Source organism: Vulcanisaeta souniana JCM 11219 (genome assembly GCF_026000775.1).
Lineage (GTDB): Archaea > Thermoproteota > Thermoprotei > Thermoproteales > Thermocladiaceae > Vulcanisaeta > Vulcanisaeta souniana.
Genome location: NZ_AP026830.1, coordinates 1,502,008 through 1,528,446 on the forward strand (window position 1 = coordinate 1,502,008; position 26,439 = coordinate 1,528,446).

At 45.5% G+C, this 26,439-nt stretch carries 26 protein-coding genes and 1 tRNA gene; 5 read left to right on the forward strand and 22 right to left on the reverse strand.

Annotated elements, in window-relative coordinates:
* Positions 1-66: 66 nt before the first annotated feature.
* Positions 67-1,602, forward strand: coding sequence for a phosphoenolpyruvate carboxylase (ppcA, locus tag Vsou_RS08105; protein WP_188603785.1), 1,536 nt, complete (start codon positions 67-69; stop codon positions 1,600-1,602).
* Positions 1,603-1,707: 105 nt separating this feature from the next.
* On the opposite strand, the gene Vsou_RS08110 is transcribed toward ppcA, so the two are convergent.
* A complete protein-coding gene (locus tag Vsou_RS08110) occupies positions 1,708-2,760 on the reverse strand; it encodes a hypothetical protein (RefSeq protein WP_188603784.1) in 1,053 nt (350 codons plus the stop codon).
* Between the two features lie 96 nt (positions 2,761-2,856).
* On the opposite strand from Vsou_RS08110, the gene Vsou_RS08115 reads away from it, so the two are divergent.
* A tRNA-Pro gene (locus Vsou_RS08115) sits at positions 2,857-2,977 on the forward strand.
* 201 nt (positions 2,978-3,178) lie between these two features.
* Here Vsou_RS08115 and Vsou_RS08120 read toward each other — a convergent pair.
* The 7 genes from Vsou_RS08120 to Vsou_RS08150 form a co-directional block, all read right to left on the reverse strand.
* The gene (locus Vsou_RS08120) at positions 3,179-3,382 is read right to left on the reverse strand and encodes a hypothetical protein (RefSeq protein ID WP_188603783.1); all 204 of its coding nucleotides are present in this window, start codon (positions 3,380-3,382) and stop codon (positions 3,179-3,181) included.
* Positions 3,383-3,404: 22 nt separating this feature from the next.
* The gene (locus Vsou_RS08125) at positions 3,405-3,896 is read right to left on the reverse strand and encodes a hypothetical protein (RefSeq protein ID WP_054844082.1); all 492 of its coding nucleotides are present in this window, start codon (positions 3,894-3,896) and stop codon (positions 3,405-3,407) included.
* 218 nt (positions 3,897-4,114) lie between these two features.
* Positions 4,115-4,240 (reverse strand): hypothetical protein, encoded by a 126-nt coding sequence (locus tag Vsou_RS08130; protein WP_264890694.1) that lies wholly within the window; start codon positions 4,238-4,240, stop codon positions 4,115-4,117.
* A gap of 318 nt (positions 4,241-4,558) precedes the next feature.
* A complete protein-coding gene (locus Vsou_RS08135; protein ID WP_229709903.1) occupies positions 4,559-5,848 on the reverse strand; it encodes an MFS transporter in 1,290 nt (429 codons plus the stop codon).
* Positions 5,849-6,074: 226 nt separating this feature from the next.
* The gene (gene alaXM / locus Vsou_RS08140) at positions 6,075-6,797 is read right to left on the reverse strand and encodes an alanyl-tRNA editing protein AlaXM (protein ID WP_188603781.1); all 723 of its coding nucleotides are present in this window, start codon (positions 6,795-6,797) and stop codon (positions 6,075-6,077) included.
* 36 nt (positions 6,798-6,833) lie between these two features.
* Positions 6,834-8,081, reverse strand: a complete 1,248-nt coding sequence (locus Vsou_RS08145) for a M20 family metallopeptidase (protein WP_188603780.1) — start codon at positions 8,079-8,081, stop codon at positions 6,834-6,836.
* A gap of 15 nt (positions 8,082-8,096) precedes the next feature.
* The gene (locus Vsou_RS08150; protein WP_188603779.1) at positions 8,097-9,137 is read right to left on the reverse strand and encodes a pyridoxal phosphate-dependent aminotransferase; all 1,041 of its coding nucleotides are present in this window, start codon (positions 9,135-9,137) and stop codon (positions 8,097-8,099) included.
* Between the two features lie 60 nt (positions 9,138-9,197).
* Between Vsou_RS08150 and Vsou_RS08155 the strand changes: the two genes are divergently transcribed.
* The gene (locus Vsou_RS08155; protein WP_188603778.1) at positions 9,198-9,644 is read left to right on the forward strand and encodes a PadR family transcriptional regulator; all 447 of its coding nucleotides are present in this window, start codon (positions 9,198-9,200) and stop codon (positions 9,642-9,644) included.
* Here the strand turns inward: Vsou_RS08155 and Vsou_RS08160 are convergent.
* Entirely contained in the window at positions 9,641-10,678 is a 1,038-nt protein-coding gene (locus Vsou_RS08160; protein WP_188603777.1) for an AAA family ATPase, read from the reverse strand. The two genes, Vsou_RS08155 and Vsou_RS08160, sit on opposite strands and share 4 nt — an antisense overlap.
* Before the next feature lie 156 nt (positions 10,679-10,834).
* On the opposite strand from Vsou_RS08160, the gene Vsou_RS08165 reads away from it, so the two are divergent.
* Positions 10,835-12,028, forward strand: a complete 1,194-nt coding sequence (locus Vsou_RS08165) for a pyridoxal-phosphate-dependent aminotransferase family protein (protein ID WP_188603776.1) — start codon at positions 10,835-10,837, stop codon at positions 12,026-12,028.
* Here the strand turns inward: Vsou_RS08165 and Vsou_RS08170 are convergent.
* Genes Vsou_RS08170 through Vsou_RS08180 form a run of 3 tightly spaced genes read right to left on the reverse strand, consistent with a single transcriptional unit; the run spans position 12,011 to position 13,658 of the window.
* Positions 12,011-12,370, reverse strand: a complete 360-nt coding sequence (locus Vsou_RS08170) for a hypothetical protein (protein ID WP_229709902.1) — start codon at positions 12,368-12,370, stop codon at positions 12,011-12,013. The two genes, Vsou_RS08165 and Vsou_RS08170, sit on opposite strands and share 18 nt — an antisense overlap.
* Positions 12,370-12,840 (reverse strand): succinate dehydrogenase/fumarate reductase transmembrane subunit, encoded by a 471-nt coding sequence (locus tag Vsou_RS08175; protein WP_243680510.1) that lies wholly within the window; start codon positions 12,838-12,840, stop codon positions 12,370-12,372. The genes Vsou_RS08170 and Vsou_RS08175 overlap by 1 nt, the downstream gene beginning before the upstream one ends.
* A 5-nt stretch (positions 12,841-12,845) precedes the next feature.
* On the reverse strand, positions 12,846-13,658 hold the full coding sequence (locus Vsou_RS08180) for a succinate dehydrogenase iron-sulfur subunit (RefSeq protein ID WP_188603774.1): 813 nt from the start codon (positions 13,656-13,658) through the stop codon (positions 12,846-12,848).
* Positions 13,659-13,856: 198 nt separating this feature from the next.
* On the opposite strand from Vsou_RS08180, the gene Vsou_RS08185 reads away from it, so the two are divergent.
* Positions 13,857-14,603 (forward strand): helix-turn-helix domain-containing protein, encoded by a 747-nt coding sequence (locus Vsou_RS08185; protein WP_054844077.1) that lies wholly within the window; start codon positions 13,857-13,859, stop codon positions 14,601-14,603.
* Here the strand turns inward: Vsou_RS08185 and Vsou_RS08190 are convergent.
* From Vsou_RS08190 to Vsou_RS08235, 10 genes are all read right to left on the reverse strand, one after another.
* On the reverse strand, positions 14,593-15,165 hold the full coding sequence (locus Vsou_RS08190) for an AAA family ATPase (RefSeq protein ID WP_188603773.1): 573 nt from the start codon (positions 15,163-15,165) through the stop codon (positions 14,593-14,595). The two genes, Vsou_RS08185 and Vsou_RS08190, sit on opposite strands and share 11 nt — an antisense overlap.
* Before the next feature lie 20 nt (positions 15,166-15,185).
* Positions 15,186-16,349 (reverse strand): tRNA (guanine(26)-N(2))-dimethyltransferase, encoded by a 1,164-nt coding sequence (locus Vsou_RS08195; RefSeq protein WP_188603772.1) that lies wholly within the window; start codon positions 16,347-16,349, stop codon positions 15,186-15,188.
* Positions 16,350-16,366: 17 nt separating this feature from the next.
* A complete protein-coding gene (locus Vsou_RS08200; RefSeq protein WP_188603771.1) occupies positions 16,367-17,218 on the reverse strand; it encodes a helix-turn-helix domain-containing protein in 852 nt (283 codons plus the stop codon).
* A 52-nt stretch (positions 17,219-17,270) separates the two neighbouring features.
* Positions 17,271-17,987, reverse strand: a complete 717-nt coding sequence (locus tag Vsou_RS08205; protein ID WP_188603770.1) for a fibrillarin-like rRNA/tRNA 2'-O-methyltransferase — start codon at positions 17,985-17,987, stop codon at positions 17,271-17,273.
* A 46-nt stretch (positions 17,988-18,033) separates the two neighbouring features.
* Positions 18,034-19,299, reverse strand: coding sequence for a C/D box methylation guide ribonucleoprotein complex aNOP56 subunit (locus Vsou_RS08210; protein ID WP_188603769.1), 1,266 nt, complete (start codon positions 19,297-19,299; stop codon positions 18,034-18,036).
* 37 nt (positions 19,300-19,336) lie between these two features.
* The gene (locus Vsou_RS08215) at positions 19,337-19,864 is read right to left on the reverse strand and encodes a hypothetical protein (protein ID WP_188603768.1); all 528 of its coding nucleotides are present in this window, start codon (positions 19,862-19,864) and stop codon (positions 19,337-19,339) included.
* Positions 19,865-19,922: 58 nt separating this feature from the next.
* Positions 19,923-20,216, reverse strand: coding sequence for a hypothetical protein (locus tag Vsou_RS08220; RefSeq protein ID WP_188603767.1), 294 nt, complete (start codon positions 20,214-20,216; stop codon positions 19,923-19,925).
* 60 nt (positions 20,217-20,276) lie between these two features.
* A complete protein-coding gene (locus tag Vsou_RS08225) occupies positions 20,277-21,116 on the reverse strand; it encodes a sulfite exporter TauE/SafE family protein (protein ID WP_188603766.1) in 840 nt (279 codons plus the stop codon).
* 190 nt (positions 21,117-21,306) lie between these two features.
* Entirely contained in the window at positions 21,307-23,988 is a 2,682-nt protein-coding gene (gene ppdK, locus Vsou_RS08230) for a pyruvate, phosphate dikinase (protein WP_188603765.1), read from the reverse strand.
* Between the two features lie 218 nt (positions 23,989-24,206).
* Positions 24,207-26,429, reverse strand: a complete 2,223-nt coding sequence (locus Vsou_RS08235) for a sodium-translocating pyrophosphatase (protein ID WP_188603764.1) — start codon at positions 26,427-26,429, stop codon at positions 24,207-24,209.
* Positions 26,430-26,439 lie beyond the last annotated feature (10 nt).

Below are 26,439 nucleotides of genomic sequence, written 5' to 3' on the forward strand. Positions count from 1 at the left end.
TATTTAGTTGACGAAATTATATAAAATAAGTATAATTTATTAAGGCCCTTGCGGTATATAAGGGCTATGGATCCATTGCCAAGAACCATGTGCACTCAACACCCAGACAATGCCCAAATACCCAATTGGTCCAGGGACGGCGTTATCCAAGGCGATGATGAAATCCATGAGGCATACCTAGCCTACAGTCTATATGGTTGCCACGAGGTCATGTGGGACTTCGAGGGTAAGGATGTGGATATATACGTGGTCAGAAAACTACTAACCAGGTACCCGGAGTACTTTAGGAATCGTGTCATTGGTAGGGACGTATACCTGACCCTCAGATTGCCAAATCCCTGGGCTGAGACGGCGGAAAAGAAGGTTTTTTCTCAGGCCCTTGAGTTAATACCAACGGCTTACGACGTGGCCAGGGAATTCTACGGAGATGATGGCATCAAGGGTGTGTTCCAAGTGATCCTACCATTAACCTCCAGGGCAGAGGAGTTGGTATTCACGTATAGGTATTACGAGAGGGTTGTGGCTGGTAAGGCGTTCCTGGAGTTGGTACCCGGTATGAAGGTCATGGACGTCCTGGGCAGCGTCAAGCCGAATACAATAGACGTAATACCGCTAATTGAGGACCTAAACTCCATGCTGGGTATTGGCAAGATAATAATAAACTATTGGAGATTCATTAGACCAAGCAGCATAAGGGTCTTCATAGCCAGGTCAGATCCAGCAATGAACTACGGCTTAATACCCGCGGTTCTCGCGGCGAAGATCGCCCTTAACAAGGCACTGACTTTAGGCAGAGAGTTGGGAATTGAGGTATACTCAATAATCGGCGTTGGGTCCACGCCGTTCAGGGGGCACCTAACGCCACTCAACGTGGATAACGTAATTAAGGAATACCCATGTATCATCACATTCACAATACAATCAGCCTACAGATACGACTATCCAGAGGACGTAGCAATAAGGGGAATCACTGATCTGAATAATAGAAGACCTAATGAGGAGTGCAGGATCAATGATCAGGAAGCCCTAATACGCGTGATCAAGAAGTTCATGGCTAAATACCAGGGGGAAATCGAGGGGCTTGCCAACATAATAAACAGGATTTCCAGGTATATACCACCAAGAAGAGCCAGGAAACTCCACATAGGCCTATTTGGCTACAACAGAGGATTCAAGGGAGTCATATTACCAAGGGCAATAACCTTCGTGGCATCACTATACTCCCTAGGAATACCGCCGGAGATTCTCGGTTTCTCTGCCATGGAAGAACTGAGCGATAGGGAGTACAACGCATTAAGAGATACCTATGTAAACCTAGTACATGACTTAAGCATTGCGGCTGGTTACGTGTGTCACGAATGCCTGGACGCTCTCATGAAGTTGGATGGTGAATTCGGAATAGAAAGTAGCACAATCAACGCAATAAAGAAAGACATAGAAACCCTAGAGGAAATAGGAATAAAAACAGGACCTAACAACTACGAAACTAAAAAACACGAACTACTGGCGCAACTGCTCATAAACTCAATAATAGAGGGCAAGGAAAACGATGCCGCAAAATACGCAATGGAAATGGCACAAATAAGGCATGCAATAGGTTAAATCATAGTGAAATTAAGGTTAGCACCATTAACGCAGCAATAATGGGTACGATCGATCCAGACATAGGTAGAAACCGTAAGCCGCCTCATTACGGGAAATAAATTATTATTGTTGTGGTAATAATGGTATTGTCACATTACCGCTGCTCGTAGTTAAAACGACATATCCATATGGTAATTGAGCAACGTTGACTGGTAGGTGGTAATTTGGCGTGCACAGTATCATAAGGTATACTAACGTTGTTGTCCAGCCTTTGCCGGGTGTGAACGCGTTTATGGGTTCAGATACGTAGGACGTGGACTCCGTAGATAGAGGAATATCTACACCACTGGATGCGTTTATTGTTACTGTCGGTAATAATGTACACGAGGCCAATAAAGTATTGTTAGGTGAATAAATGGAGTAACTGCCGATAGTCATGGCACTTAACGATGGATTAATAAAGTAAAGATTAATCAATGAAGAGTTTAAGGCATACTCCGCAAAGCCAAATCTATCCAATAAATTTGTTTGTTGGATACCCGTAATTGTAATATTAAAGACTATGCCGGTTAACCCATAATTAATTAAACTCGAATTGATCACAGCAATGAGGATGTTTTCACCCAAAAGCTCATCCGCAGATTTAACGGTCCCAACCCAACCAAGTGAGTAACCAAAACCATATGATTGTGGATTAAGGAACGCAACTAGCACCGGTACTTGAATTGTTACATTCGGCGGAATCAACACACTGAAGGGTACGGAGATAAAAAGCGATGAGTATACCCCCGCCACTGTTACATTAACCGGACGCTGATTTGGATTAGTTATATTCAGCCATATGGCGAGTCCATCACCTAGTGAGGAGTACGTATAAATTACAGGCTCAATGGGTGGTTTATATCGCCCAATGACACTAACCAGACTTGTATAATTCAATAGTAATTGATTATACCTGCTTTGTAAAGCCGAGTATTGGTTTTCGAGCGAACTATACTGCGATTGCAGATTATCATATTGATCCTGCAACATTGTGTATCTAGACATTATTTGATCATACATTAACTTTAATGTTGCAAGTCTCGAGCCATAAATACTTAATTGAATGCCCAAATAGGTGCTAACAATAATCAAAACAATAAGCGCCGCTATTAAGTACAAATAAGGACGAGACATACATAGTAATAAACCAAAGTGCGTCTTAAAAGAATTACTCAAAAATACAGTATCACAGAAACACATAAAAACCAAAAACAACGCATCATCAGTAAGGGGGCCGTAGTCTAGCCTGGCTAGGATGCCGGCCTGGGGCACAAGCCCCGTCCAGAGCGCCGGTGAACCCGGTCGTGTGCTCAAGCGCACGGGGTAAGTTCAAATCCCGGCGGCCCCACCAATAGGTCATTGGTCTTCGTTTTGTTTTTGTTTTGGTCCATGGGTCTTGGGCAGGGTTTGGCAGGTTAAGCCTGGCCATCGCCTTTGCTGTCTTTTTCACTCCCTTGATATTTGCCCTCGCTCATTGCCTCCTCATATATCCCTCTCAATATCTCGCAGACCTTGGCTAAGAGTTCTGGGTGTCTCATGATTTCATCATGATTTATATAGATCTCGAACCCATCATCGTGCCCCTCAACTCGGCGTTGTAGCCTGCACTCCTGAGCTTCTCCTGAACTGCCTTGGCATCCTCAAGCCTACTGTGCTCAATCCTAAGCTCCACATAGCCATTATTATTCATGTATACATTAATCCACGCATCATCAATGACCTCAATTGATGACCTACCCCTTGCCTTAATCCTCATGCTAGTCAATGCCAACGGTCGCTTAAATCCATACTGCGCAGTCTATTTTGGCAATTACGTAAATCTCCATGAGTGAAAGGATCGTTAATAGGGTTAGGTTGATCCATGTAATTATGCCATAGGATAATGCCAGATCCAGCGAGTTGATCAGTGAATATATCATTGAGGATAATGAGGTAATGGCTATTATGAGTAGGGCAATGACATAAAGCCGCGCTCTAATCCATAACTCCCTACTCTCCCTATTCACATCAAGCGCTGCCCTGTGGGCCCACACCGCATCCCTAATCCTCGTGAGGTATAGTTCCTTAATCCCGCTGAGCATCCTATATAGCACCATTAATGTTGTCGTGAGGATTACCATCACCACCATCATTAATGATATGTAAACCAGGATATAATGTATCAGTAATGAGACAGTTACATCAATAATTATTATGGAGGTAACCTGCACGGATAACACCAAGCCTATTGACCTAATGATCTCACCAAGTTGTTTCCCAAACCTGTTCATTGATAATCCAGGTCGTTTTTAACGAGGTCCATTATTTGACAATTATTACACATTCCAGGGTAAAGACTGACCCCAAACTAATGAACCCGAGTTTTGTCTTGACAAAAGGTATTTTTACCCGGTACTGGTATGAATTTTGCGTTCGGTAGGGAAATCACGGATCCCGTTGTTCTATGATAGGGAGGAGGAACTGAACGCATTGACCAACGCCTTTAAAACTAGCAACCAATAACCGTAATCGGGTATAGGAGACTTGGTAAATCCTCGCTCCTCAACGTAGCCCTTAAACTCGTTAGTGATGAATTTATAACGGTAAAACCATCCCTAGAGGGTATTAGAACCATTAGACAATTCATAGACCTATACGCAATGGACCCCTTCCTGTCTTGAGGGGTGGGAGTTCCCTCGCGATGGTTCATTGGTTCCCTCATCTATTCGTGACTGCATCCGTCGTCTGGGGTAATTGTGAGGTTTGGGATTGTTATTGAATTCTATTCACCCTTAATCTTGGGTGTGCTTGACGTACCCTAGGGTTAACGGCAATGACTGGCATCCCATTACTCCATTGGGTAATTGCCTTAATTCATGTCTATACACTGGGCGCATGATGCTTGGCAACCACTATAATAGGATAATCCTCATTTAAAACTAGGTCAGTAGGGTTATGCGGATTCATCAAGTTTTCTTAACTCAATCCCGGTATTGTCACGGGTTATTGCAACGCCTATTATTGCGATTATGAAGCCTACTATGAGCATCACTGAGTAACCGATTATGAGGCCGAGTCTAAGCCAGAAGGGTGCTGTGAGTAAGGCTGCCGTGGCCCCTATGGAGGCCATGTTCCAGATGAACCCAATCGCTGAGCCCCTATAACGCGTTGGGAATAACTCGGCTAGGTATGCCAGCATCACGCCGCCAGTACCAATGACGCTGGATAGTATGCCTGCAGAAACCACGAGTAGTGCAAAGGAGATCCTTAGGACGGCAGCGAGTGGGTAGGCAAGTATAATACCTAGCAGTGAATAGTATAGGAATGCATATTTCCTCTTTGTCACATCACTAAGTACGCCGCCCACTATCGTTATGATACCGCCAATAAGTGATGCATAGGTAAGTCCCCAGAACACAGTGGATAGGGGCATCCTGAGAAAGGTCTCTAGATAAGTTGGTAGGAAGCCAAGTGTTGCATAGGCGACCCAGAAGATGCCGGCAAGTAGGAGTAGGGCTATTAACGCGTCGCGATAGCCTCTCCTGAAGAACTCGATCACTGGCGCCCTGGAGACCTTACCAGCGTTCCTTAACTCCCTGTATATGCTTGGTTCATCAACGGCTAACCTGAGCAAAATACCAATCACGGCTACGGCAAGACCAACCAGGAATGCATATCTCCATCCATAGGCCACGAAAGTCTTTGTGCCGAAGTAATCCCTGAGGGAAGCAAAGGTGAATGCGGCGAGGGCGTAGCCCCAGTAGTACCCACTTTCAATTACTCCAGAGACTAGGCCCCTATACCTTGGTGATGAGCTTTCAATGGCCACCAAGTGCGAGCCACTGACTTCACCACCTACGAATATGCCCACCAAGAGCCTCAGTAACACGAAGAGTGCGGTGGCCATTAAGCCGATCTGTTGATAAGTAGGTAGCGCCCCCGTGAGGGCCGAGGATACGCCAAGGCCAAGTAGTGTTATCATCATTGTGAGCCTCCTGCCAACTCTATCGGCTACATGCCCAAATATGATGCCACCGAGGGGTCTAGCAAGTAGTGTCAGTGAATATGAGGCGAAGACGAAGAGGAGCCTGGCAGTTAAGTTTGTTGGTGGGAAGAAGTATGTGCCGAGGACTGAGGCTATGAATAGGACTAGGGTTAAGTCGAAGACGTCAACCATCCAACCAAGCATGCCACCAATCATGGCCCTGGCATTTATTCCCTCAGTAGTTACCTGCCCAACCACGTTTTTTATTGATCAAGGCATTATATAAGTATTACCGTAAATGAAATAGGTTATTTAGATGAGAAGCGTTAATATTGAGAAATACCCACTAAACGTGGGTCGAATGAAATAGCCATTAAGGAGTACCGGCTCGTTAGGTTAGAGACTCATGAGTCTCAATTCCTCATAGAGAAAGAGATGAAGTATAAGTTACGGTTAAGTTTAATTATTAAGGCCCGAGGGCGTTTTAGGGCTTCACCGTATAATAAACCCTCTTCTTATCCTTACCCCTACTCTCGGACTTAAGGAACACTATCTCACCGATCTCTCTCGTGTTAGCCACGTGCGGTCCGCCATCAGCCTGCACGTCAATACCCTCAATCTCCACAATCCTCCACTCCTCCCCAGGCGGTGGTTCCCTCTCGGCAAGCTTCACGATGCCAGGTATCTTCAAAGCCTCCTCCCTCTTCAGGAAGTATACCTTCACAGGAATACCTCTCTTGACAACCTCATTGGCCTCCGTGATTAAGTCCTGGAATGCCTTCCTAAGGGCATCACTGCTCAGGGCTAGATTGTAGTCATCCCTTGCGTACTCAGGCGTTATTTCACCACCAGTGACCAACGCATTATACTTCCTATAGGCCAATGCAGCTATTATGTGAGTTGCCGTGTGAAGTCTCATTAATCTATACCTCCTCTCCCAATCAATTACTCCATGAACAGTATCACCAACCTTGAACCTCGGTTCTCTATCAAGTAAATGTACGGCATCCTCACCCTCCTTAACAACCTCCTTAACCACATACTCCTCGCCCTGCCAAGTCAGCTTGCCAGTGTCGTTGGACACACCGCCACTCCTTGGATGAAACATTGTTTGATCAAGCCAAACCCTATTACCATTGATCCTAACAACCACTGCATCAAATTCCCTCCTATAGGAATCCCACCAATAGAGGAATTTCGTTGGCATGGATTTCAAGGAAGAGCCGGAAATTAATATATTGCGCTATGCCGGTATTCCAAAGAATCTCTTTATTGTGTAAAGCATGACATCATGCGTCTTGACCAAGTCATCCACTGTAACATACTCATTATAGGCATGGGCCAAGGCAAGCTCACCAGGTCCATAAACAACCGTCGGAATGCCCCTAGCCCTCAGGTACCTACCGTCAGTGGCCCCCGTCACTATTATCGGCTTAGGCGTCGAACCAAGCGTCTTCTCAATACCCTCATGAATAAGCCTGACAATGGTATCGCTGGGGCTCGTGTAATTAGGCTCACTGGTGTCCAGAACTTCAACATCGGCTGCACCGCATAACCCGCTCCTTAGGTGGTTAATTACCTGGTTCGGCGAAACACCAGGCGGGATCCTCATGTCAAGTTCTAGCTCTGCGTAGTCAGGTACCATGTTTATCTTCGAGCCACCCCTAATAACGCCCGGGTTGAAGGACACTGTGCCAACAACTCCCTCAAAGTCACTAAGCGTTAGGTTAAGTCCTGAAGCCCTCGCAGCCTCAAGGTAAACCTCGGCTGAATTCCTAATAGCGTTCACTAACTCACTGGGCAATTTAATGCCCTTGTTAAACTCATTAATTAACTCCTCAGCCCTGGTAATTGCCCTGGTTAACTTCATGATTGCGTTCTCACCAAGCACGGGTAAACTACCGTGGGCAGGCCTACCCCTAGTAACAATTTTGACCTGACAAAGACCCTTCTCACCAATGTAATACCTGGAGCTGCCGGAGGGCTCGGCAACCACCGCGGCATCACCGATAAGCGCATCTTCCCTAACCAATGCCTCAACACCTGGGTGACCACCAGTTTCCTCATCCGCCGTTGCCGAGAATATTAATGTACCTGAGCCCTGCCTCTCTATCAATGGGGCTAATTCTGCGAATACCATCATTATCACTGCCAAGCCGCCCTTCATGTCCGTGGCACCCCTACCATAGACCCTACCCTCAACGATCTTCCCCGAGAACGGTGGGTAAACCCACCTGGACTCATCGCCGGGAGGAACGACATCCATGTGACCGTTAAGTATGAGCACGGGCCTACCCCTACCAACCCTGGCAATCACGTTGGGCTTGTCCTTAGCATACTCCTTGGTTTCACTCGTAAACCCACGCTCGCTTAACCAATCCCTTATGAAACTGGCTACATTAATTGTGTAACCAGGAGGATTGACACTGGGTAACTGAATTAGCCTGGACACTAAACTCGGGATTTCGTTCTTTAGTTCTGCATTGCTCATTAATTACCCGTGTAATTAATGCTTAATTTGTATTACCCTCGATAGTGCATTAAGAAATAAGTCATTAATGTCCCTACTTCTAATACTGACTCTGAAAAATCCCCTTGTTAATGGCGGTACGTTTGACAAGTCCCTAATGAGGAAATTAAGCTTCAGAAGTTCTTCACCTAGCCAGGGCTGATGCCTAATTACGAGGTAATGCGTTACGGAGTCATAGTAATTAATACCTAATTCGTTCAATACCTTAGTGAGTCTTGCCTTCTCGTTCTCTATATAACTAATAGTTGATTCCCTAAACCCGTTGGCCTGTTTCATATACTTTGAAACCGCATATTCAGCAATCGAATTCACAGGCCAGGTAGGCACTAAATGCTCAATATCGGCCTTGGTATAAATGGCACCAACCCTAAGTCCAGGTATTGCCAGGAACTTCGTGTACGACTTAACAACAAAAACATTGTCATAACTCAGGGAATCTCTAATTAACGACTCCCTGTTCCTTACGAAATCCATAAATGACTCATCAACGATTAAGATACCACCACATCTCCTTAACTCTTCAACTAACATGAGCAGATAATCGCGCTTAACTAAATATCCCATCGGCGAGTTCGGATTTGACAAAATAAGCAAGGCGTTAGGTCCCAATCTATTAAGTAAGGTATCCAATATCCCATCGTGGCCCCAGTATTCGACAAGCTCGATCCTGGCATTAACTAATTGGCTCAGCCTCAGGTAATCACTGTAGTTCGGTATGGGTATTATAATGTGCCCAGGCCTTAACCACATGATTAGTACCTGCAGAGCCTCCGTGGCGCCATTAAACACGTAAGTGACTCCATAATTAACTCCCTCGTACTCAGCCAAGGCCATCCTTAATTCATCACCAAGCTCTGTTGGATAATGCGCATAATGCTCCTCATCAACTCCCCTCCTAATTAGCTCAATTAATTCCCTAGGAGCACCCAGTGGGTTCATATTCGAGCTCATGTCTATTAAGCCATACCTCCATCCATACCCACCATGCCCTCTTGTTCCGCCTCCTACGCTGTTCATACGCCATGGAGTTAAGGCATAAGTTAAATAAATCCCTACTATTATTGAATCCGATAATTAATGCATTACGAGCATGCACATGGGCATTTTGGACCACCGCCACAGTGGTTCATAAAGAGGAGAGGACTGAAATACCTGGTGCTTTACCTACTCAATAATAAGGGTCCAATGACTGGTGCTCAGATTATTGATGAGATTGAGAGGTTATCAATGGGTTTCTGGAGACCAAGCCCTGGCTCTGTCTACCCAGCCCTTGATGAGCTTGAGAAAGAGGGTTTAATTAAGGTGGCTAAGGTGGAAGGTACGAAGAAGTACTATGAAATAACCGAAAGCGGTAAGGCTTTCATTGGTTTACCAAATGTCGATAAAACCAGTGCTGCAATTAACGACTTCATATCGCTGGCTAAGTACATAATTGATAATTGGGACACAATTAGTGAAGGTGACAAGGGTAGAATTAGGGAGGTCATTAAAGACCTCATTAAGGCAGCTAATATTCAGTGCTAGGCCACGTTGTAGAGGACCACGTGGGGCATCTTCATCTCATCAATAAACCACTTGTTCCTAACCTCCATGATTAATTGTCTACCATCTATGTAATTACCCAGGAACTTAGTGATTGCTTGGCCAAGACCCTCACTTAGGCAATAGTCTGCGTTTTCAAAGAGGATCACTGAAGGCCTTCTGGCCACCATTAATTGGGTGATTAATGCTAACATGGTTTTCATATGGCAGGGTAACTCGTCACCAATATGCACAAGGCCCCTTTTATCGACGTAAGACAGCACCAACTCACCACCATACCAACCAGCCCTGAAGTTCCTAAATCCAAGTTCACTAAGTACCTTCCTAAGGAACCTAATGTCAGGGTCTCTCCTGGGGTCAGTGAACAACTGTGATAAAACCTCAACCAAGTTATCACCATGCTCGCCAATGAAGTCCATATACCTCTCGTCGGTTCCTCGACTACGTCCCCTAAAATCTATGTAAGGGCCGATCCTATAAACACCCAGACCAATTATGAAGTCCCTGAGGATCTTAATCACAGAAAGCGTCGCCTCAAAGTCCTCAGAAGCACTACCAACTAGTTGAAGGGCTTGCTCCTTGGGGGTTAACCCATCTGGGTTTAGTAGGATTGACGTGTCAGCAACATCGACATCCATGGGATACTTAACCCTACTTAGGCTATTCCTGTACTCAGTGACTATGATCTCCTTATTATCAATCTTGATCGCCTGCACGTAACCGCCCTCATCAACACCAATACTAATCGTAACCGAATCCCCTGGGTAACCCACCTCCTCTAACTTCCGCTTGACCCATTCGTCAAGCGTAATCGTCATATCAATCCTGGCATCACCAACCCTAGTAAAGCCATCAAGGTTCACCCTGTCCCTAACGCCCTTGAATACTCGCCATAGTAGCTCAATTATCATTGTCTTACCGGAGCCTGGGGGTCCTGTGATCACGGTCAGTGGCCCTAGGTCGAATCCAATATTTACTCCGTAGAAACCCTTAATACTAAGCCTTGCAATAAGCACAAAGGGCCATAGCAACATTATTTATTAAGGTTAGGTCTCATGTTTAACATGCCTTGGAGTGTTTTTATTGCTGTATATATATATTATATTTTATTATGATAAAGTATATATATTTAATTGATAAAGCTTTAAAGCAGTACCCAAAGCCATAATAACGTGAACCTAGACCTAGCCCCGGATCCTCTGCTTGTGGTTCCAGGACCGTCCCAGATACCACCTAGGGTTATGAAGGCGTTAATGAGGGTTGTGGATCATAGATCTCCACACTTCCATAGGCTATATAGGGATGTAGTTGAGGGGCTTAAGTATGTATTTCGCACCAATGGTGATGTTTATCCAATAACAGCCAGCGGGACTGGCGCAGTCGAGACCATGGTTCTTAACTTCGTTAAGCCTAAGGATACTGTGGTCGTACCCATCTTCGGTAGCTTCAGTAGGAGGCTCGTTAATCACCTAAGGAGGGTTGGTGCTGAGGTTATTGAGGTTAATTACGGTTGGACGGAGGCGCCCACGTACGATGACCTAAGGGCTAAGGTGGAATCCATGGGAATTAAGCACATTGATGTGTTTGCCACGGTTTATAACGACACAAGCCCGGGTCTCGTGTTTAGGGACCTACCGAAGGTCGCCAAGTGGATTAGGTCTTACGGTGCCCTAGTACTTGTGGACAACGTGTCAGCACTAGGCGGTGATTACTTTGAGGTTGATTCCTGGGGCGTCGACGTAGCCGTATCAAGCAGCCAGAAATGCCTTGCTGCACCCCCTGTCATGTCTTTCATAGCCGTGGCCTCAGGCGAGGCTTACCGTAAGGCTGATTCTGTGAACCATCCAAGCATCTACTTTGACATAAAGCTGATGAAGAAGTTTGGTGAGAAGATGGAGACCCCGTTCACACCAGCTGTTAATTACCTGTTCGCCATTAGGGAGGCATTGAGTATGGTTAGGGAGGTCAGCATAGAGAATTGGATTAAGTGGCATGTTGAGAGGGGTAGGGCTATCGTGAACGCCCTTGGCAAGATGGGCTTGGAGCCCTTCATAAAGAATGACTATCATAGATCAACCACAGTACTCTCGTTTAAGTACCCACAGGGCATTAGCCCTGATGAATTCAGGAAAATGATTTACAAACTTGGTGTGTCCCTGTCGGATGCGATGGATGATGTGAAGGGCAAGGCCTTTAGGATTGGTAACATGGGATACCTAACAAGGAGAGATGTGCTTACGTTAATATCCTCAATAATGGCAACACTAACAGTCGTGAATGGCACCAGTGGTATTAATAGTGTGGATGTTTTTAAGGAGGTTTTGAATTATTGGGAACCCCAGCAGTTCTCAATGGATGAGGGCTAATATTGTTCCGGTTAGGGCTATTGTCCCCACTATAGCCACCACAACCCCTATCACTATTAATGCCGCGTCCACAGTTACCCTGGCATACCTCCAATGCCATAATTCAAGTAGTAAGGTCCTGAGACCTATGAGGCCATGAGTCAATGCAGCATACAACAGTATGTATAGAACCGCTGCATAGGCAAAGTCCCAGGCCTGTATATGGCTTATTGCGGCTGAGTAGGTTATTGATCCCTCATAACTCGGCCACCTAAAGGCTAGGTGTATTCCAACAACCACAATCAACACAATCCCAAGGAGGTACTGCCACTTTCTTAATGTAGATGCGCTCACCATACCCATCACCATACAAAGGCCACTAGTGTTGCTAATATGAGGAATATTATAACTACAATAATTGCTATGTACTTAAGCCATGACTGCCCAGTCTTCTTAACTGATGGCACTGCCCTTGGGAATGTATGTCTCTCGGGCCTTGGAAGACCAACACCGAAGTACTGCGTCAGTATTAGCCTAAACCCATTGGCGCCGTGAACAGCAGCCAACAGCGCTATTAAGTACTCAATTACTGTGCCTACATGAACCTGGCCGTAAATCGCCGGCCCCTCTATGGTGCCAATGATCGTTTCCCATGTTAATTGTGATGGATGCCCGAAACCAAGCGCCGTGGATATCACAAGGGTATGCCCAAGTAGGTATAGAATTAGTATAGCGCCACTGACCTTCTGGAATATCAGTAACCACTCATCAAGTCCCTTGAACCAGAGAGACCATTTTGGTGGGACCCTCTTTACCTGTTTCTGCTGTGCCATGCCCATCACCTCCTACGCCTACCACTTAATAACCAGTTCTTCAAAAGGTTTATCGCCAGGGCTGGATCAACATCCTTAGGACAAACCTTACTGCAGGTACCGCTGTAGTGGCATGACCAAACGCCCCTCTCGCTATCAACAACCTTAAGCCTAAGCACGGCACCCTCATCCCTATTATCAGCGCTCCATCTGTAGGCTTGGGCGAGGGCCTGTGGGCCTAGGTAGTCCTTGTTTAGGAAGACCATTGGACAAGCCGAGTAACAAAGACCGCACTTAATGCAATATGCAAATTCTAGGTAATCACTAAGTTGATCTTCAGTTTGTGTATAATAAGTTTCTAACTTCTCGAATTGTTCTGCTTCATCTTTTCTAATTAACCAGGGCTTGACAGCCCTATGCTTCTCGAAGAAGTCCGAGAAGTCCGCGGCCAAGTCCTTTATTGGTTCAAAATTACTCAATGGTTCAACAGTGATTACCTCAGTGCCTAGGTCATAGGGCTTGGTCTCGCATGCTAGTCTTGGTGTTCCATTAATTAGCATACCACAGGAGCCACATATACCCATTCTACAACTGTACCTGAAGGACAGTGTTAAGTCCTGATTCCACTTTATTTTTAATAATCCATCAAGTACGGTTTCATGATTCGTAAGTTCAACCCTATATTCACGCCAGTAATACCTCCCCTTCTCTGGGTCATACCTTTTAACCCTAAATGTATAGGTTCGCCTTACCGGTGAACCGAGCGGTGGCTTCGTAATAGTTATCTTCTCCGTAGAAACAGTAGTCTGTAATGCGCTACCCGCCTGTTGAGAGGACACGTAGTTATATACAGGCATATCTTTATAAGTTCTTCCTTGGAAGAGAATAAAATGGTATTTCTAAGAATGGGAATGCTTCCGTTAATTACAATGCGCCTCGTTCACTACCTGACAAAAAGAATGACAAGCCTCGCCCTTCAGGGCGGGGAGGAGGTCAGAAAATAAATGCATAAATACTGGACTATTGACTAATTCTTAATGGTTGAGTACGGAGGTTTTATCACAGACATAATGATTAGGATAGCCGGCGACATAGTCCTCTCAGACAACCCAGGCAAGGGCATCAGGAAGTGGCGCGAGTTCTTCGATATATCCCAGGCAGAATTAGCGGCCAGGCTCGGTACATCACCAAGCGTGATCAGTGATTATGAATCCGGGCGTAGGAAATCACCGGGTTCCCAATTCATCAGGAGGGTCGTTAAGGCGTTGGTGGATTACGAACTTGAAAGAGGCGGGCAGAGACTGTACATCATGAGCAGGCAATTTGGCGGTGAGAGGTTCTGGGAGGCGATAATCGACATGAGGGATTTCGACAATCCCATTGAGATCAATGAGTTTGTTAGGGCCATAGGTGCCATAATGGCCGTCGAACCTGAGGGTTATGTTGACATTCACGGTTATACAGTGGTTGATAGTCTAAAGCTTGTCCTTGACGTGCCATCTTACGAGTACCTAAAGCTTTACGGTAGCACTACACAAAGGGCTGCCGTATTTACTAATGTTAGGTATGGCAGGTCACCAATGATTGCCGTTAAGTCCATGATGGCCTTCTCAAGCCTAAGGCCTGCCGTAGTAGTGATGCATGGCGTTGATAAGCCGGATTACCTAGGCATCGAAATAGCAAGGAAGGAGCATATACCATTAGCCATCATTAACAAACCCATCGATGAATTACTAACGGCGCTAAGAAACATTGTGGAAAGGCAGAAGAACATTACAAAGTAAGCCGATCTTGACTATCGCCTGATTCATGTCCTCCGTACTGCGTAACCAAGTGCGTAAGTACTTTCTGGGCCTTTTCTTTGAACTCATTAATTGGTTCATCATTGACAAGTACGTAATCAGCCCTAGCTATTAGGTCACCGAGCCCATACTTCAGCTCCCTAAGATCCCTCATTAGGAAGTCCTCGATCGTCTTAGGATCATCAGGTCTACCTCTCCTGAGAAGTCTTTCGAATCTAAGTCTCCATGGGGCAACTATGTAGATAAGCACAACATTCGTTGCCAGGACTTCCTCAATTGCATCAATCTCCCTAATACTCCTGGCACCGTCTATAACAAGAACACTTGTCTTTGGCGCCTTTTCCAATGTTTTGTACGCAATGAACCTGGTACCACCCCTTAATCTAAGCGTTACTGATGCTGTAGACGATGGAATGCCACTTTGCTGCGCCTCTTCCCTGATTATATCACCCATGGTTATCACGGGTAACCCCAGCTCCCTTGCAACGTCTGAGACTATGGTCTTACCTGAACCAGGCAGGCCAGTTATTACGATTACTAACACGAAGTGCTATTAATAATGCCTTATTTAGTTATTTCTCTAATGATCTTCTTGATCCTGAGTAGATCAGCGTTTGTTCTGATTCCCTTAATATGAAAGTGGGACCTGGTGGCTTGGTAACCAAGCTTCCTAATTAGGTCTATGGCATCATTAATGGGTATTTCACGCCCTAACTCCCTACTGAACTCCGTAGTGAGCGCATAAGGAATATTCGGGGCGAGCGCCTCCTCCTTAATTAATTCCGTAATTTCCTTAGCTCTTTCACTGAAATAGTCCTTAATGTTACTAGTTACGTGTTCAATCACGAACTCCGAATTCCACAAACTACCAATCCATAGGGGACCCGCCAATTTACGCCATGCACTGCCCGGTATGGGATACCCCTGAATAAAGCCCCTCTGTAATAATACCGGTCTGTAGTAGGCGTATCCTAATGACCTCAGTGTTTCAAGGGCGTAAGCCCTATCCTTAAAGACCAGTGCGCATACCCTGTAGTAATGGCCATCAAGGAAGGACAGTAATGGCTGTATTCCGTAGTCCATGGCAAGGGCATGGCGCGCTACCAACGAAATAAGTATCCTAATTCCAACTTCAAATCTGAAGGGAAACTTCTGCGGCAGAGAACCATAGCGCCTAACGCACTTAAGTGGGTACTTACCTGCCAAGACGCCTACGTCAGTGGCAGTAATACACAGAAGTCCCTGGTCCCTAATAGCCCTAAGGCTATTCTCAATGAATGGTTGCGGTGAACCAAAGGGATCTATATCAACCACGTCGCAGCCGCCTTCACGGGCAACCCTAAGCAATACGTTATTTGCATCATCCCTATATGCAGTAATTACATCATTTAGTCCATTTCTATCAACATTCAGTTTCATTAACTCAAAGGACTTAACATCTATGTCATCAGCAATAACCCTAGACACGCCATTGACTTCCCTTGCATACCTAACAGCCCTTACACCGGTGCCTGATAAAGGCTCGCATATGGTAATGCCGGGTCTACCTACGTATTTAATATAGCCATTAATTACCGCCACTGATAATGACCTGTTAACCTCCATTCTAGGGTTATAAAAAACAGGCGCATGGGCAGGCTCGGGTCTATTACCCACCCTGTACTTAGTTAGGTCAGGCACAATCACCGATACTAATCCCTCCCTAACTTCCGTTTTAGGGTAATCCATGGTTAGACACCTTTTGGTCAGGAGTTCTTTGACTCCAGGAACTCTACATCATGCTTCTCGGCTTCTATTAACGCTAATCCAACGCCAAGGACCTTAGCCACATTAACAACCTCATTACTTAATCTCCTCTTATCCTCAACAAGATATGACTCACCGGGGGAGTGAGCCGCCATCTTTGTATGCGCCTTTACTAGGGAGTATAGCTTGAATGACGGTAATAATTCCTTGACATTCTCATCGACCATTCTCTCCCTGGCACTCACGTCCTTAATAACCTCCTCGTCATTAGGCCTTAGGTTTATGTCCTTAAGAACGTCATCATTAAATAAACTCACTAACATACGTGCAGTCCTCTCTGAGGCCTCTATGGATTCTCTTTCATACTCATAGACCGTTCTCCTGGTAACCCCAAGCAGCTTCGCGAGATCCCCAAGGCTCATGCCCCTGTCTTCCCTTAATCTCCTGAGTAACTGACCCCTTACGCTAGCCTTTACGATGCCCTTATCCTTCACGAATTTAATACTATCATTGTCCAGGATCCTCTTGAAGGTTCTAATGCCCATTGCATATATGCCGTGGGTTTTATAGGCCACGCCATCATCCATTTCCTCATTGTCGTACTTAACACCCACTATTATGGGTGTGGAGTTGGAGACCTTAGCCAGCACCACAAGGTCTATTATTGCCTCCCTGTTAACCTTTCCGGCATCCTCCCTCACTTTAATAATGAACTTACCCTCCTCATCCTTGTCATAATTAGGTATCCTGATTATTGCGTCGTACGATAGAGAAGAATCACCAATAAGTAGTACCTTAGCCCTCCTACTTGCTGCAAAACTCAGTACATGCGCTATAAGTTCATTGCCCATCCTTACTATTACCTAGATATGTTTGTTTTTATTTAAAGCTTTTGTGTAATTGTTACGAGATTTTCCTGCCTATTACCATGGCGTGTGCCGTGTCATAAGGCTCCAGGTGAACCGTCTCCAGTATTTCATAGCCCCTATCTTTGAGTACATCAATTTCCCTCTTAAACGTTTCACTTGGTTCCTTCGTAACGTCAATACTCATGGCTTTTATAACCAGCATTACATAGCCATTGTTCTTCACGTACACGTCAGCATTATCGGCAAGTATCTTTGCCTGGAATGGTTGTGCTATATCAATGTAGGCAATATCCACGGTCCTCACTATGTGTATGTATTGCTCTGGGTACCTGGCATCCGCCAGTATTGGTATTACGTTCTTCCTGCCCTGATCCACGAGCTTCTCCATGAACTCCCTAAAGACCCTTGGTGAGAATTCCACTGAGTAAATAATGCCATTATTACCAACAATATCACTTATGTGGCTTACGGTAGTACCACTGGCGGCACCTAGGTATAGCATCCGCGTTCCCTCGGCTATGGGCATTACCTTAAGTCCATTCATTATGGCGGCAGCGAGCTTTGACCTATAAGGATTCCAAACCCTGTACTCCTTGCCCTCCCACTGAATCAATTGTTCACCATAAACCCTCCTACCCGGTGTCAGGTTTATTGTTGCTAACCTTTCGGTACCATCCTCAAAGGACACCCAGTAGACGCCCCTGAATTTATCGTGCTCCTTAACCCCAACAACCTGTATTAATGAGGACATTGAGGATACGTATTTTTAAAGGAATATAAATCTTTATTTATATTACCTATCTACGTCCGCCTCTCTTCTCGTGAGGTCTCTTCTCCTCGGCCTTCTTAGCCGGTCCCCTCTTCTCTGGTGCTTTCTTGACTGCCTTAGCCTCGGGCTTCCTGGGCGGTGGCTTTGCATACAGCGTTTTAACTTCCTGGATTCTCTTCATTAGGTCTTCCTTTAGTCTCGGTGCTATGAAATTACCTGTGAAGGCATCCGCCTTGGCAGCTATGGCTAGTTTTGCAGCTAACGCCCTGGCTATCTTACCGCGCTGCCACCTTGGTGCCCTGAATATCTCTGGGAATTGGAATATTATACCGTGCTTAGGTGGTCTACCGCCGGTTCTCAACGCTCGGAATAATGCCTTCTCAGCACCTAGTACCTGTATTGTTGATGCAGGTAATAGGGCCAGTCTCATTAGGCCTCCTGCGAGCATCAAAAGCCTAGCGCCAAGTAATGGACCAACTAACTCCCTAATGTTTGGTGCAACCTCGATCAATGCCTCATCAATGTACTGCGATAATTTATTCCTGAGATCTGAAAGTTGAACGTATATCTTAGCGTAGGTTCTTACGGGTTCCAAGTCCCAATCTGCCATCTCGGCGCCAACGCTCTTGCCGGCGGCCTCGGATATTCTCTTAGCCCTGTCCTGAGATAGCCCTAACTTAACCAGGTTATCAATGGTGAAGTTACTCCTGTGTCCCAACTCGGTTATTAAAGTCATGTACTCGCCATGATCCTTGACTAAGTCCTCAAGCTCTGGGAAGTGTAGTCCATACCACTCCCTAACTCTTGAACTTATTAGGTTGAGTATCTTATCCAAGTCATCAACAGAGCTTATTGCCTGGGCTATGAATAAATCCCTCTTCTCTGCAACCTGCCTTAACTTATGCCTTGTTTGGATTGATGTGATCTCATAAACCCTGGCCAAGTACTGATCCTCGTTTAGCCCAAAGATTTCCTTAATGTACTTACTAATATTACCCCTATACAGAGTACCAAGTTTACTGGGTAACTCTGACCTAATCTCGATACCGGTGACCCTATTCGTCAAATTCCTAGCCAATTCCCTATTTTCAACAATAACCTTTGTAACACCCTTATCCTTAAGTTCATTTATCATCTTTATGATCTCATCAATTGGTTCGCCAGCCCCCAGCCTATTCATCTTGTCCGCTATCTCGTCTGTACTACCCTCATAGAGAACCTTAGCTATTACATCACCGTTCTCGTTCAGAGCCACTACACCTAGAACATCCAGTACAAGGTATGCCACGCTCATCAGTACTCACACTAATCACGTGATGAGTCACTATCTTTTAAGCTTTTGTATCACTAATAACCCTAAACCTAGCGGCATATAGGACTTTCATCAATATTAGTGCGATGCCGAACAAGAACATCACGGCCCCAAAATCCATTATCAAATTAATAACTAGTGCATTGTTTATTAGATATTGAGATAATTCAGTTATTGAAAGCGAAACGTTGATAGGCTCTGGATAATCGTTGAATAGCACCAGGGAATAATTGCCGTGGTTCAAAAGCGGGTATGCCAATAGGTACACGCCACGTTCTTGCCTATAACTTAGTGGCGTCAATGAGTGTCCAAGTTCATCAAATACGTAGACCGGTAACGGGTATGAATTATTAAGAACCACAACTATGTACGCGGGATTACTTAAGTGAATTGGAATTAGGTATTTCGAGTACACATCCAAGTTTATAGTTATGTTATCCAGGGTACTAACCATTACATTATATACCCTAGGCATAAAGATATTGGCTATCAACATCATTGATGCCCCAATTATAACTAATACGATACCAATTCTTACTAAACTCACAGGCACCTAAGTAAAAGGAGATTCTTAAAAACTTAATTCAACTACGAAGATGCCTTATTCACGTGTACATGTCAACGAATTCGAGCCAAGTATCGAGCTCATCAACACTCATCCTTTGCCTAGACCCGCCTCTCTCGATCCAAGCCTCCCTAGGCACCAATTCATCACCTCTCTTGGTAAATAGTACTATTATCATTGGACCAGCCTCGTCATTGACATCCTCAGTACCAGCCGCCTCCTCTTCACTTGGGGCATGGAATAACAACTCGACAGTGCCCTCGGTCTCCCTAAACTCGTACTGCGGATTACTCCTAATGAAGTTCATAAGTTTATCGTAATTAATGATCCTCATTAGAATAATCAATTAACAACTGGTAATTAATTTTCTTCCCCTTTGTTTAATTTTAAGTAATTACGGTATTATATGGTAAACCCTCATCAACATGTATATGCCCACAAGCACTATTATTGCGCCATACGCAATCCTAAGTGTGCTCTTCGGAACCTTAACAGCCAGACTGGTGCCAGCATAACCACCCACAACGCCGCCAGCGACGTAGAGTAGGGCTATGAGTATTAGTACGTCACCGTAATACCAATACTCAGCGCCGCTTGCGACACCAAACGTACCGACACTGATTAGACTGGTTCCAATAGCCCTTGTTATGCAGAGCCCAGCCGAGAACATCAGGCTAGGTACTATTAGGAATCCACCACCAATACCAAAGTAACCACTAACTAGACCAACTATGAAGCCGAAGATCGCTACCTTGAGTATTGTTGATGTTGTTAGCCTTGGGCATTTCTGAAAGGCGTTCACCACATGATTAACTTCATCAACAGTGCCTGCCCGTGTAGACTCCCTCCTAATTGCCATGTAGATGCCGAGTACAATCATTGCTATTGCGAAGTATGTGAGTAGGTCAGTGCCTGGGGTTATGTGGCCTAGGTAAGCCCCTATTAAGGAGCCTGCAAGGCCTACGCCAGCGAATATGCCGCCTACCCTTGGCGCCACGTTCTTCTTCCTAAGGTGCATATAGGAGTTTATGTAGGCGTTAAGTCCAACGGCTAGTGCCGTGGTCCCAATGGCTATGTGGGCTGCGTCAGGTACTGTGTCAAGTCCGACGAAGTATAGGAATAATGGGACTGCCAATATACTACCGCCACCACCAATAAGTCCTAATGAAAATCCAACCAGTATCCCTGACACGATCGATAACACGTATTGCATAAGTGCTATTATTACTGCCATACGTCCTTAGGGGATAACAGTCTTTATTTTAAGCTTTTTATTTCAAAAATTTGACTAATAATGAAGTTTATTGACAATTAATAATGACTAATGGACACCATACGGTATTACTGTCCTTATTTAGTTCCCATGAGGTGTGAAGCAATAATAAAAATTTTTGAGAGAATTTATCGCCTTAATATTTTTGATATTAATATATGTGTATCTTCGGTGCCTTGCCCAATATCTTCAATGATTCCTGAGCAGCCACAAGCCTAGCCACTGGAACCCTATATGGCGATGCACTGAAGTAATTCAATCCCCTACCAACTACCCTAGCGAGTATCTTTATTGAGTCTGGATCACCACCATGCTCGCCGCAAATGCCAATCTCTATATTGGGTTTAACATTTCTGGCTAGATCAATTGCGATCTTCATTATTTTTGCAACTCCATCTTCATCAATTGTCACAAATGGATCGTAGGGCAGTATACCAAGCTCCAAGTACTTACTCATGAACTTGTTCTCCACATCATCCCTACTGAAGCTGAAGACCGCCTGCGTTAGGTCGTTCGTTCCGAAGCTCATGAAGTCAACAACCTTGGCAATCTTATCGGCTGTTAGGCATGACCTGACGGTCTCCATCATCGTGCCAATCTTAAACTCAATCCTATCACCATAGGCCTTAAATACCTCCTCAGCCGTGGGTTTAACAACGTTGTTAATTATCAACTCGAGTTCCCTAACCTCGGCAACTTGCGGTACCATTATCTGTAACTCTACGTGCTTACCCCTCCTCTTTAATTCTAGGGCTGCAGATAGCATTGCCTTGACTTGCGCGGCGTATATTTCTGGGAATGTTATACCAACCCTAACACCCCTGTGCCCCATCATTGGATTAGCCTCCATCAAGGCCTTAACCCTAGCCAATAGCCTCTCCTTCTCTGGGTCTGGCTTGCCCAGGGTTCTGGCCCTTGTTACCTCTGTGACCAATTCTTCAAAGTTTGGTAGGAACTCGTGTAATGGTGGATCAAATAACCTAATGGTCACTGGGTAATCCTCCATTATATCAAGTATCTCTAGGAAGTCCCTCTTCATCATCTCAGCTAGTTGGTCAAGTAGTTCCTTCCTCTCGTTTGAATTATCTGATAGTATGACCTTCCTAAATAATTCAAGCCTTCCTGGTGCCCTGAACATTCTCTCTGTCCTAAGTAACCCTATTCCCTTTGCGCCGAATTTCCTGGCTATCGTGGCATCATCAGGCGTGTCCGCATTGGCTCTTATTTCAAATACAGCCACTGAGTCAGCCATGTCCAAGAACTCAAAGAACTCAGGCGGTAGCTTAGGCTCTATGGTAGGTACCTTACCCAAGTAGACATTACCCGTGAAGCCATCAATCGTTATCCAATCACCCTCCTTAAACACGGAGTCGCCAACCCTGGCAGTCCTAGTACCATAATCAATCTGTAGTGACTCGGCACCAACAACCGCAGGCCTACCTATTGCCCTTGCCACGACAGCTGCGTGACTCGTTGCGCCACCTCTGCTGGTTAATACCCCAACTGATGCGTAGAAGCCATGAACATCATCTGGCTTCGTCTCCTCCCTAACAAGGATAACCTGTTTACCTGCCTTGGACCACTCCACAGCCCTATCAGGATCGAAGACTGCTTGCCCACTCACGGCGCCTGGTGACGCCGCTATACCCTTGGTTAATGGTTTACCTGCCTTGGACTCATCAATCCTTGGATAGAGCATCTGAAGTATGTGCTCGGATTTAACGCCCATTATGGCTTCCTCCTTGGTTATCATGCCCTCCTTATACATGTCAACCCTCGTTTTCAGGACGGCGAGTGGGTTCATCTTGGCATTCCTTGTCTGTAGGAACCAGAGCTTACCCTTCTCAATGGTGAATTCCACATCCTGAACCTCCTTCTTAGTCTTCTCAATGAGCTTAACACCGTTGTATAGCTGCTCATAAACCTCGGGCATCTCCTCCTTAAGCTTTTCAATTGGTTTAGGAGTCCTTATACCGGCTACTACGTCCTCGCCCTGAGCATAGGGTAGGTATTCACCATAAAGCCTGTTCTCGCCGGTGGCAGGATCCCTCGAGAATACAACACCGGTTGCTGATCTCCAGTCGGCGTTGCCGAACACCATCGTTACGATGGCCGTGGCAGTGCAGTCTGCGATTTCAGGTGTTATTTTATTGGCCTCCCTATAGAATTTGGCCCTTGGTGAGTTCCAGGACTTAAACACAGCCTCTACTGAGAGTTTTAATTGTTCCCATGGGTCATCGAATACCTTACCAAACCTTCTATTGAATATTTGTTTGTAAATCTCGACAAGCTCCTTAAGGCCCTCAAGCGGTATTTCCGGGTCTTCCTTCACGCCATACTTCCGCTTAACCTCATCAAGCGGCTTATTGAATTCCTCCTCAGGGATGCCCAAAACTATCCTACCGAACATTGCTAGGAATCTCCTGTATGCATCATAGGCGCCGTGTTCATTATTAATTCTCTTGGCGAGGCCGTAAACCGTCCTATCGTTAAGCCCAACGTTTAGCACAGTATCCATCATGCCCGGCATTGATACTGCTGCGCCGGACCTAACGCTAACTAATAATGGTTTTTCAGGATCACCAAGCTTATACCCGGTCTTCTCCTCAAGGTATCTAACGCCCCTGATTACTTCGTCCATTAAGCCCTCAGGGAGTTTCTCACCCCTGTCATAGTATTCTCTACAGGCCTTGGTTGTTATTATAATGCCTGGCGGTACTGGTAATCCGAGCCTGGTCATGAGGACGAGACTCGATGCCTTACCACCTATTAACTTAACATCGTCAGGATCAGCTTCCTCGAATGTTAATACGTACTTACCGAGAGAACCCATTGTATTTTTAGGGATCTCCTGTTTTTATAAATTTTATTATATCGATAATTATTAATACTTTTTCTATTGATTAATCATTAATAATAATTATAAATACTAAACTAAGAGACACGGTTCATTACATGGTAATAGGATCATATAAATATGATTTATTTATAAAATAATCAATTAGGTTAATATTAATTTGTTATTTTTAGAAAAGTCAATGATCTCAATGCCTACAATGCGGAAATCACAACCAGGATTATGTGGATTATTGGTATTGCCGCTGGATTAATGAGGCTAACATAGGCGATCAGTGGTGCGAAGACTATCGATACTGTATTAACGACCTTAATCAATGGGTTAAGTGAAGGCCCTGTGGTGTCCTTGAATGGATCACCTACCACGTCGCCAACTACTGCATTTTTATGCGGCTCGCTCTTCTTGCCAAATCTCTGTCCATTGATAACAAGACCCTCGATTTCAATGTACTTCTTAGCGTTGTCCCAGGCGCCACCCGCATTGGCCATGAGTAGAGCCCTTGGGAAACCAGCGATTATTACGCCAAAGATTAAACCAACGAGACCAATCCAACCAAGCGCCAGTCCAAGGACTATTGGAATAATGACTGCGGATAGTCCAGGTATGAGAAAACTCCTCAAGGCATGGCTGGTCACTATGTCAATGGCCCTATTATAATCAGGCTTCTCCTGAGGCCAAAGTTCGAGTATTTTCTTAGACCTGAACTGCCTCCTAATCTCCTCCACGAGTTCACCGGCTGCCTTACCAACAGAGGACAGGGTACTACTTGAGAAGAAGTACACGAGGGCAACCCCAACCAGAGCACCAATTATTATCCTTGGATCAACAACTGTTAATTCACCGAAATAGCCAGTCAAGGTCTGTATCGTTAGCGGTATACCCTTAATCTGTACCATTCTTTCCACGACCTCGTATATGAAGCCTATGAACAGGATCAAGGCAGCTAGACCGGCACTGGCAATTGCATAACCCTTCGTAGTTGCCTTGAAGGTATTGCCTATGGCATCGAGGGAGTCCGTTATTTCCCTCACGTCCTCCATGCCCGTCATCTCCACGAGACCACCCGCATTATCACTCACTGGGCCGTATGAGTCCAGGGAAATGACTATACCGGCAAGGCTCAGCAGGCCCACGGATGCTATTGCGGTGCCGAATATGCCGCCCCTAACACCGCCTGGTGGTATATACATGGAGCCCAACACGTATGATGCACCAAGGGCAGTCACCACCATTAGTATTGTGGGGACGGCGCTCAATAATCCATATGAATAACCGGCAACTATGACGTTTGATGCTGACAATGTGGCCTGGGTTGCGATATTTCTAACCGGCGGGAATGTGTAGTGGGTGAAGTACTCCGTTACGTATAGGACGACTATCGCCGTTATCATGCCCAGTAGATCGGATATGAATATTGCTGTTGCTTCCATTAATGGGAACGCAACGAATGCGTATATGGCAACAAGTATAGCAGCAACTATTATTGTCGTATAAAGTGCCATGTTTAGTTTGCCCATGGCTGCGGAGGCTAAGCTCTTACCCTTAACCTCACCCCTAACCACTTGGACACCAACTAGCGTGCTTATTAGTGTTAGTGTGGCTATCATTACGGATAACCTAATTAAGGTTGATGATAATCCAAAAACTGCGGCCAGTAGTAATGCACCTGCAAGTACTACTATGAAGCTCTCGTAGACATCGCTAGCCATACCCGCACAATCACCCACATTGTCACCAACATTATCGGCGATTACTCCTGGATTCCTTGGATCATCCTCTGGTATTCCAGCCTCAACTTTACCAACAATGTCCGCGCCCCAATCGGCGGCCTTCGTGTATATACCGCCAGCAACCCTTATGAACAATGATACTAGGCTGGCACCAAACGCCACTGGTGCCATTGCCTCAGCCCACAGAGGAGTTGGTAAAACCGATGAATATGCCATGTACAATATGGTAATTACCAACAGCGCAATGCTGGCGAGTGATAGGCCCATCACCGTACCGGCCTTGAAGGATGTACTTAGGGCCGCACCCATGCCGTTCCTAGCCATCCAGGCTGTTTTTGCCGCGCTCCTGGTTGTTACGTACATACCTATGTAACCGGCAGCTGCGCTACCGATTGCGCCCAGGGCAAAGGCGAGGGCTGCAAGGCCCGACATTAGGCCATTAATGGGTTTTGGAAACAATACGTAGTATGCGGCCCATATCAAGACTGTTAGCACGACACCTGTTGGTAGTATTGTCTTGTATTCCCTCATTAGGAATGTCTTGGCGCCCTCAGCAATGAGCATGTTTATATCTGTCAATTCCCTCTTCCCTGGTTTGATCCCCAGTACCGACGCCGCATTGTAGCCAGCCAGTGCTAGTCCTATAATTGGTATTGCGATGGCCAGCATTAATTCCAAGGGCAACATCAGGTAAACC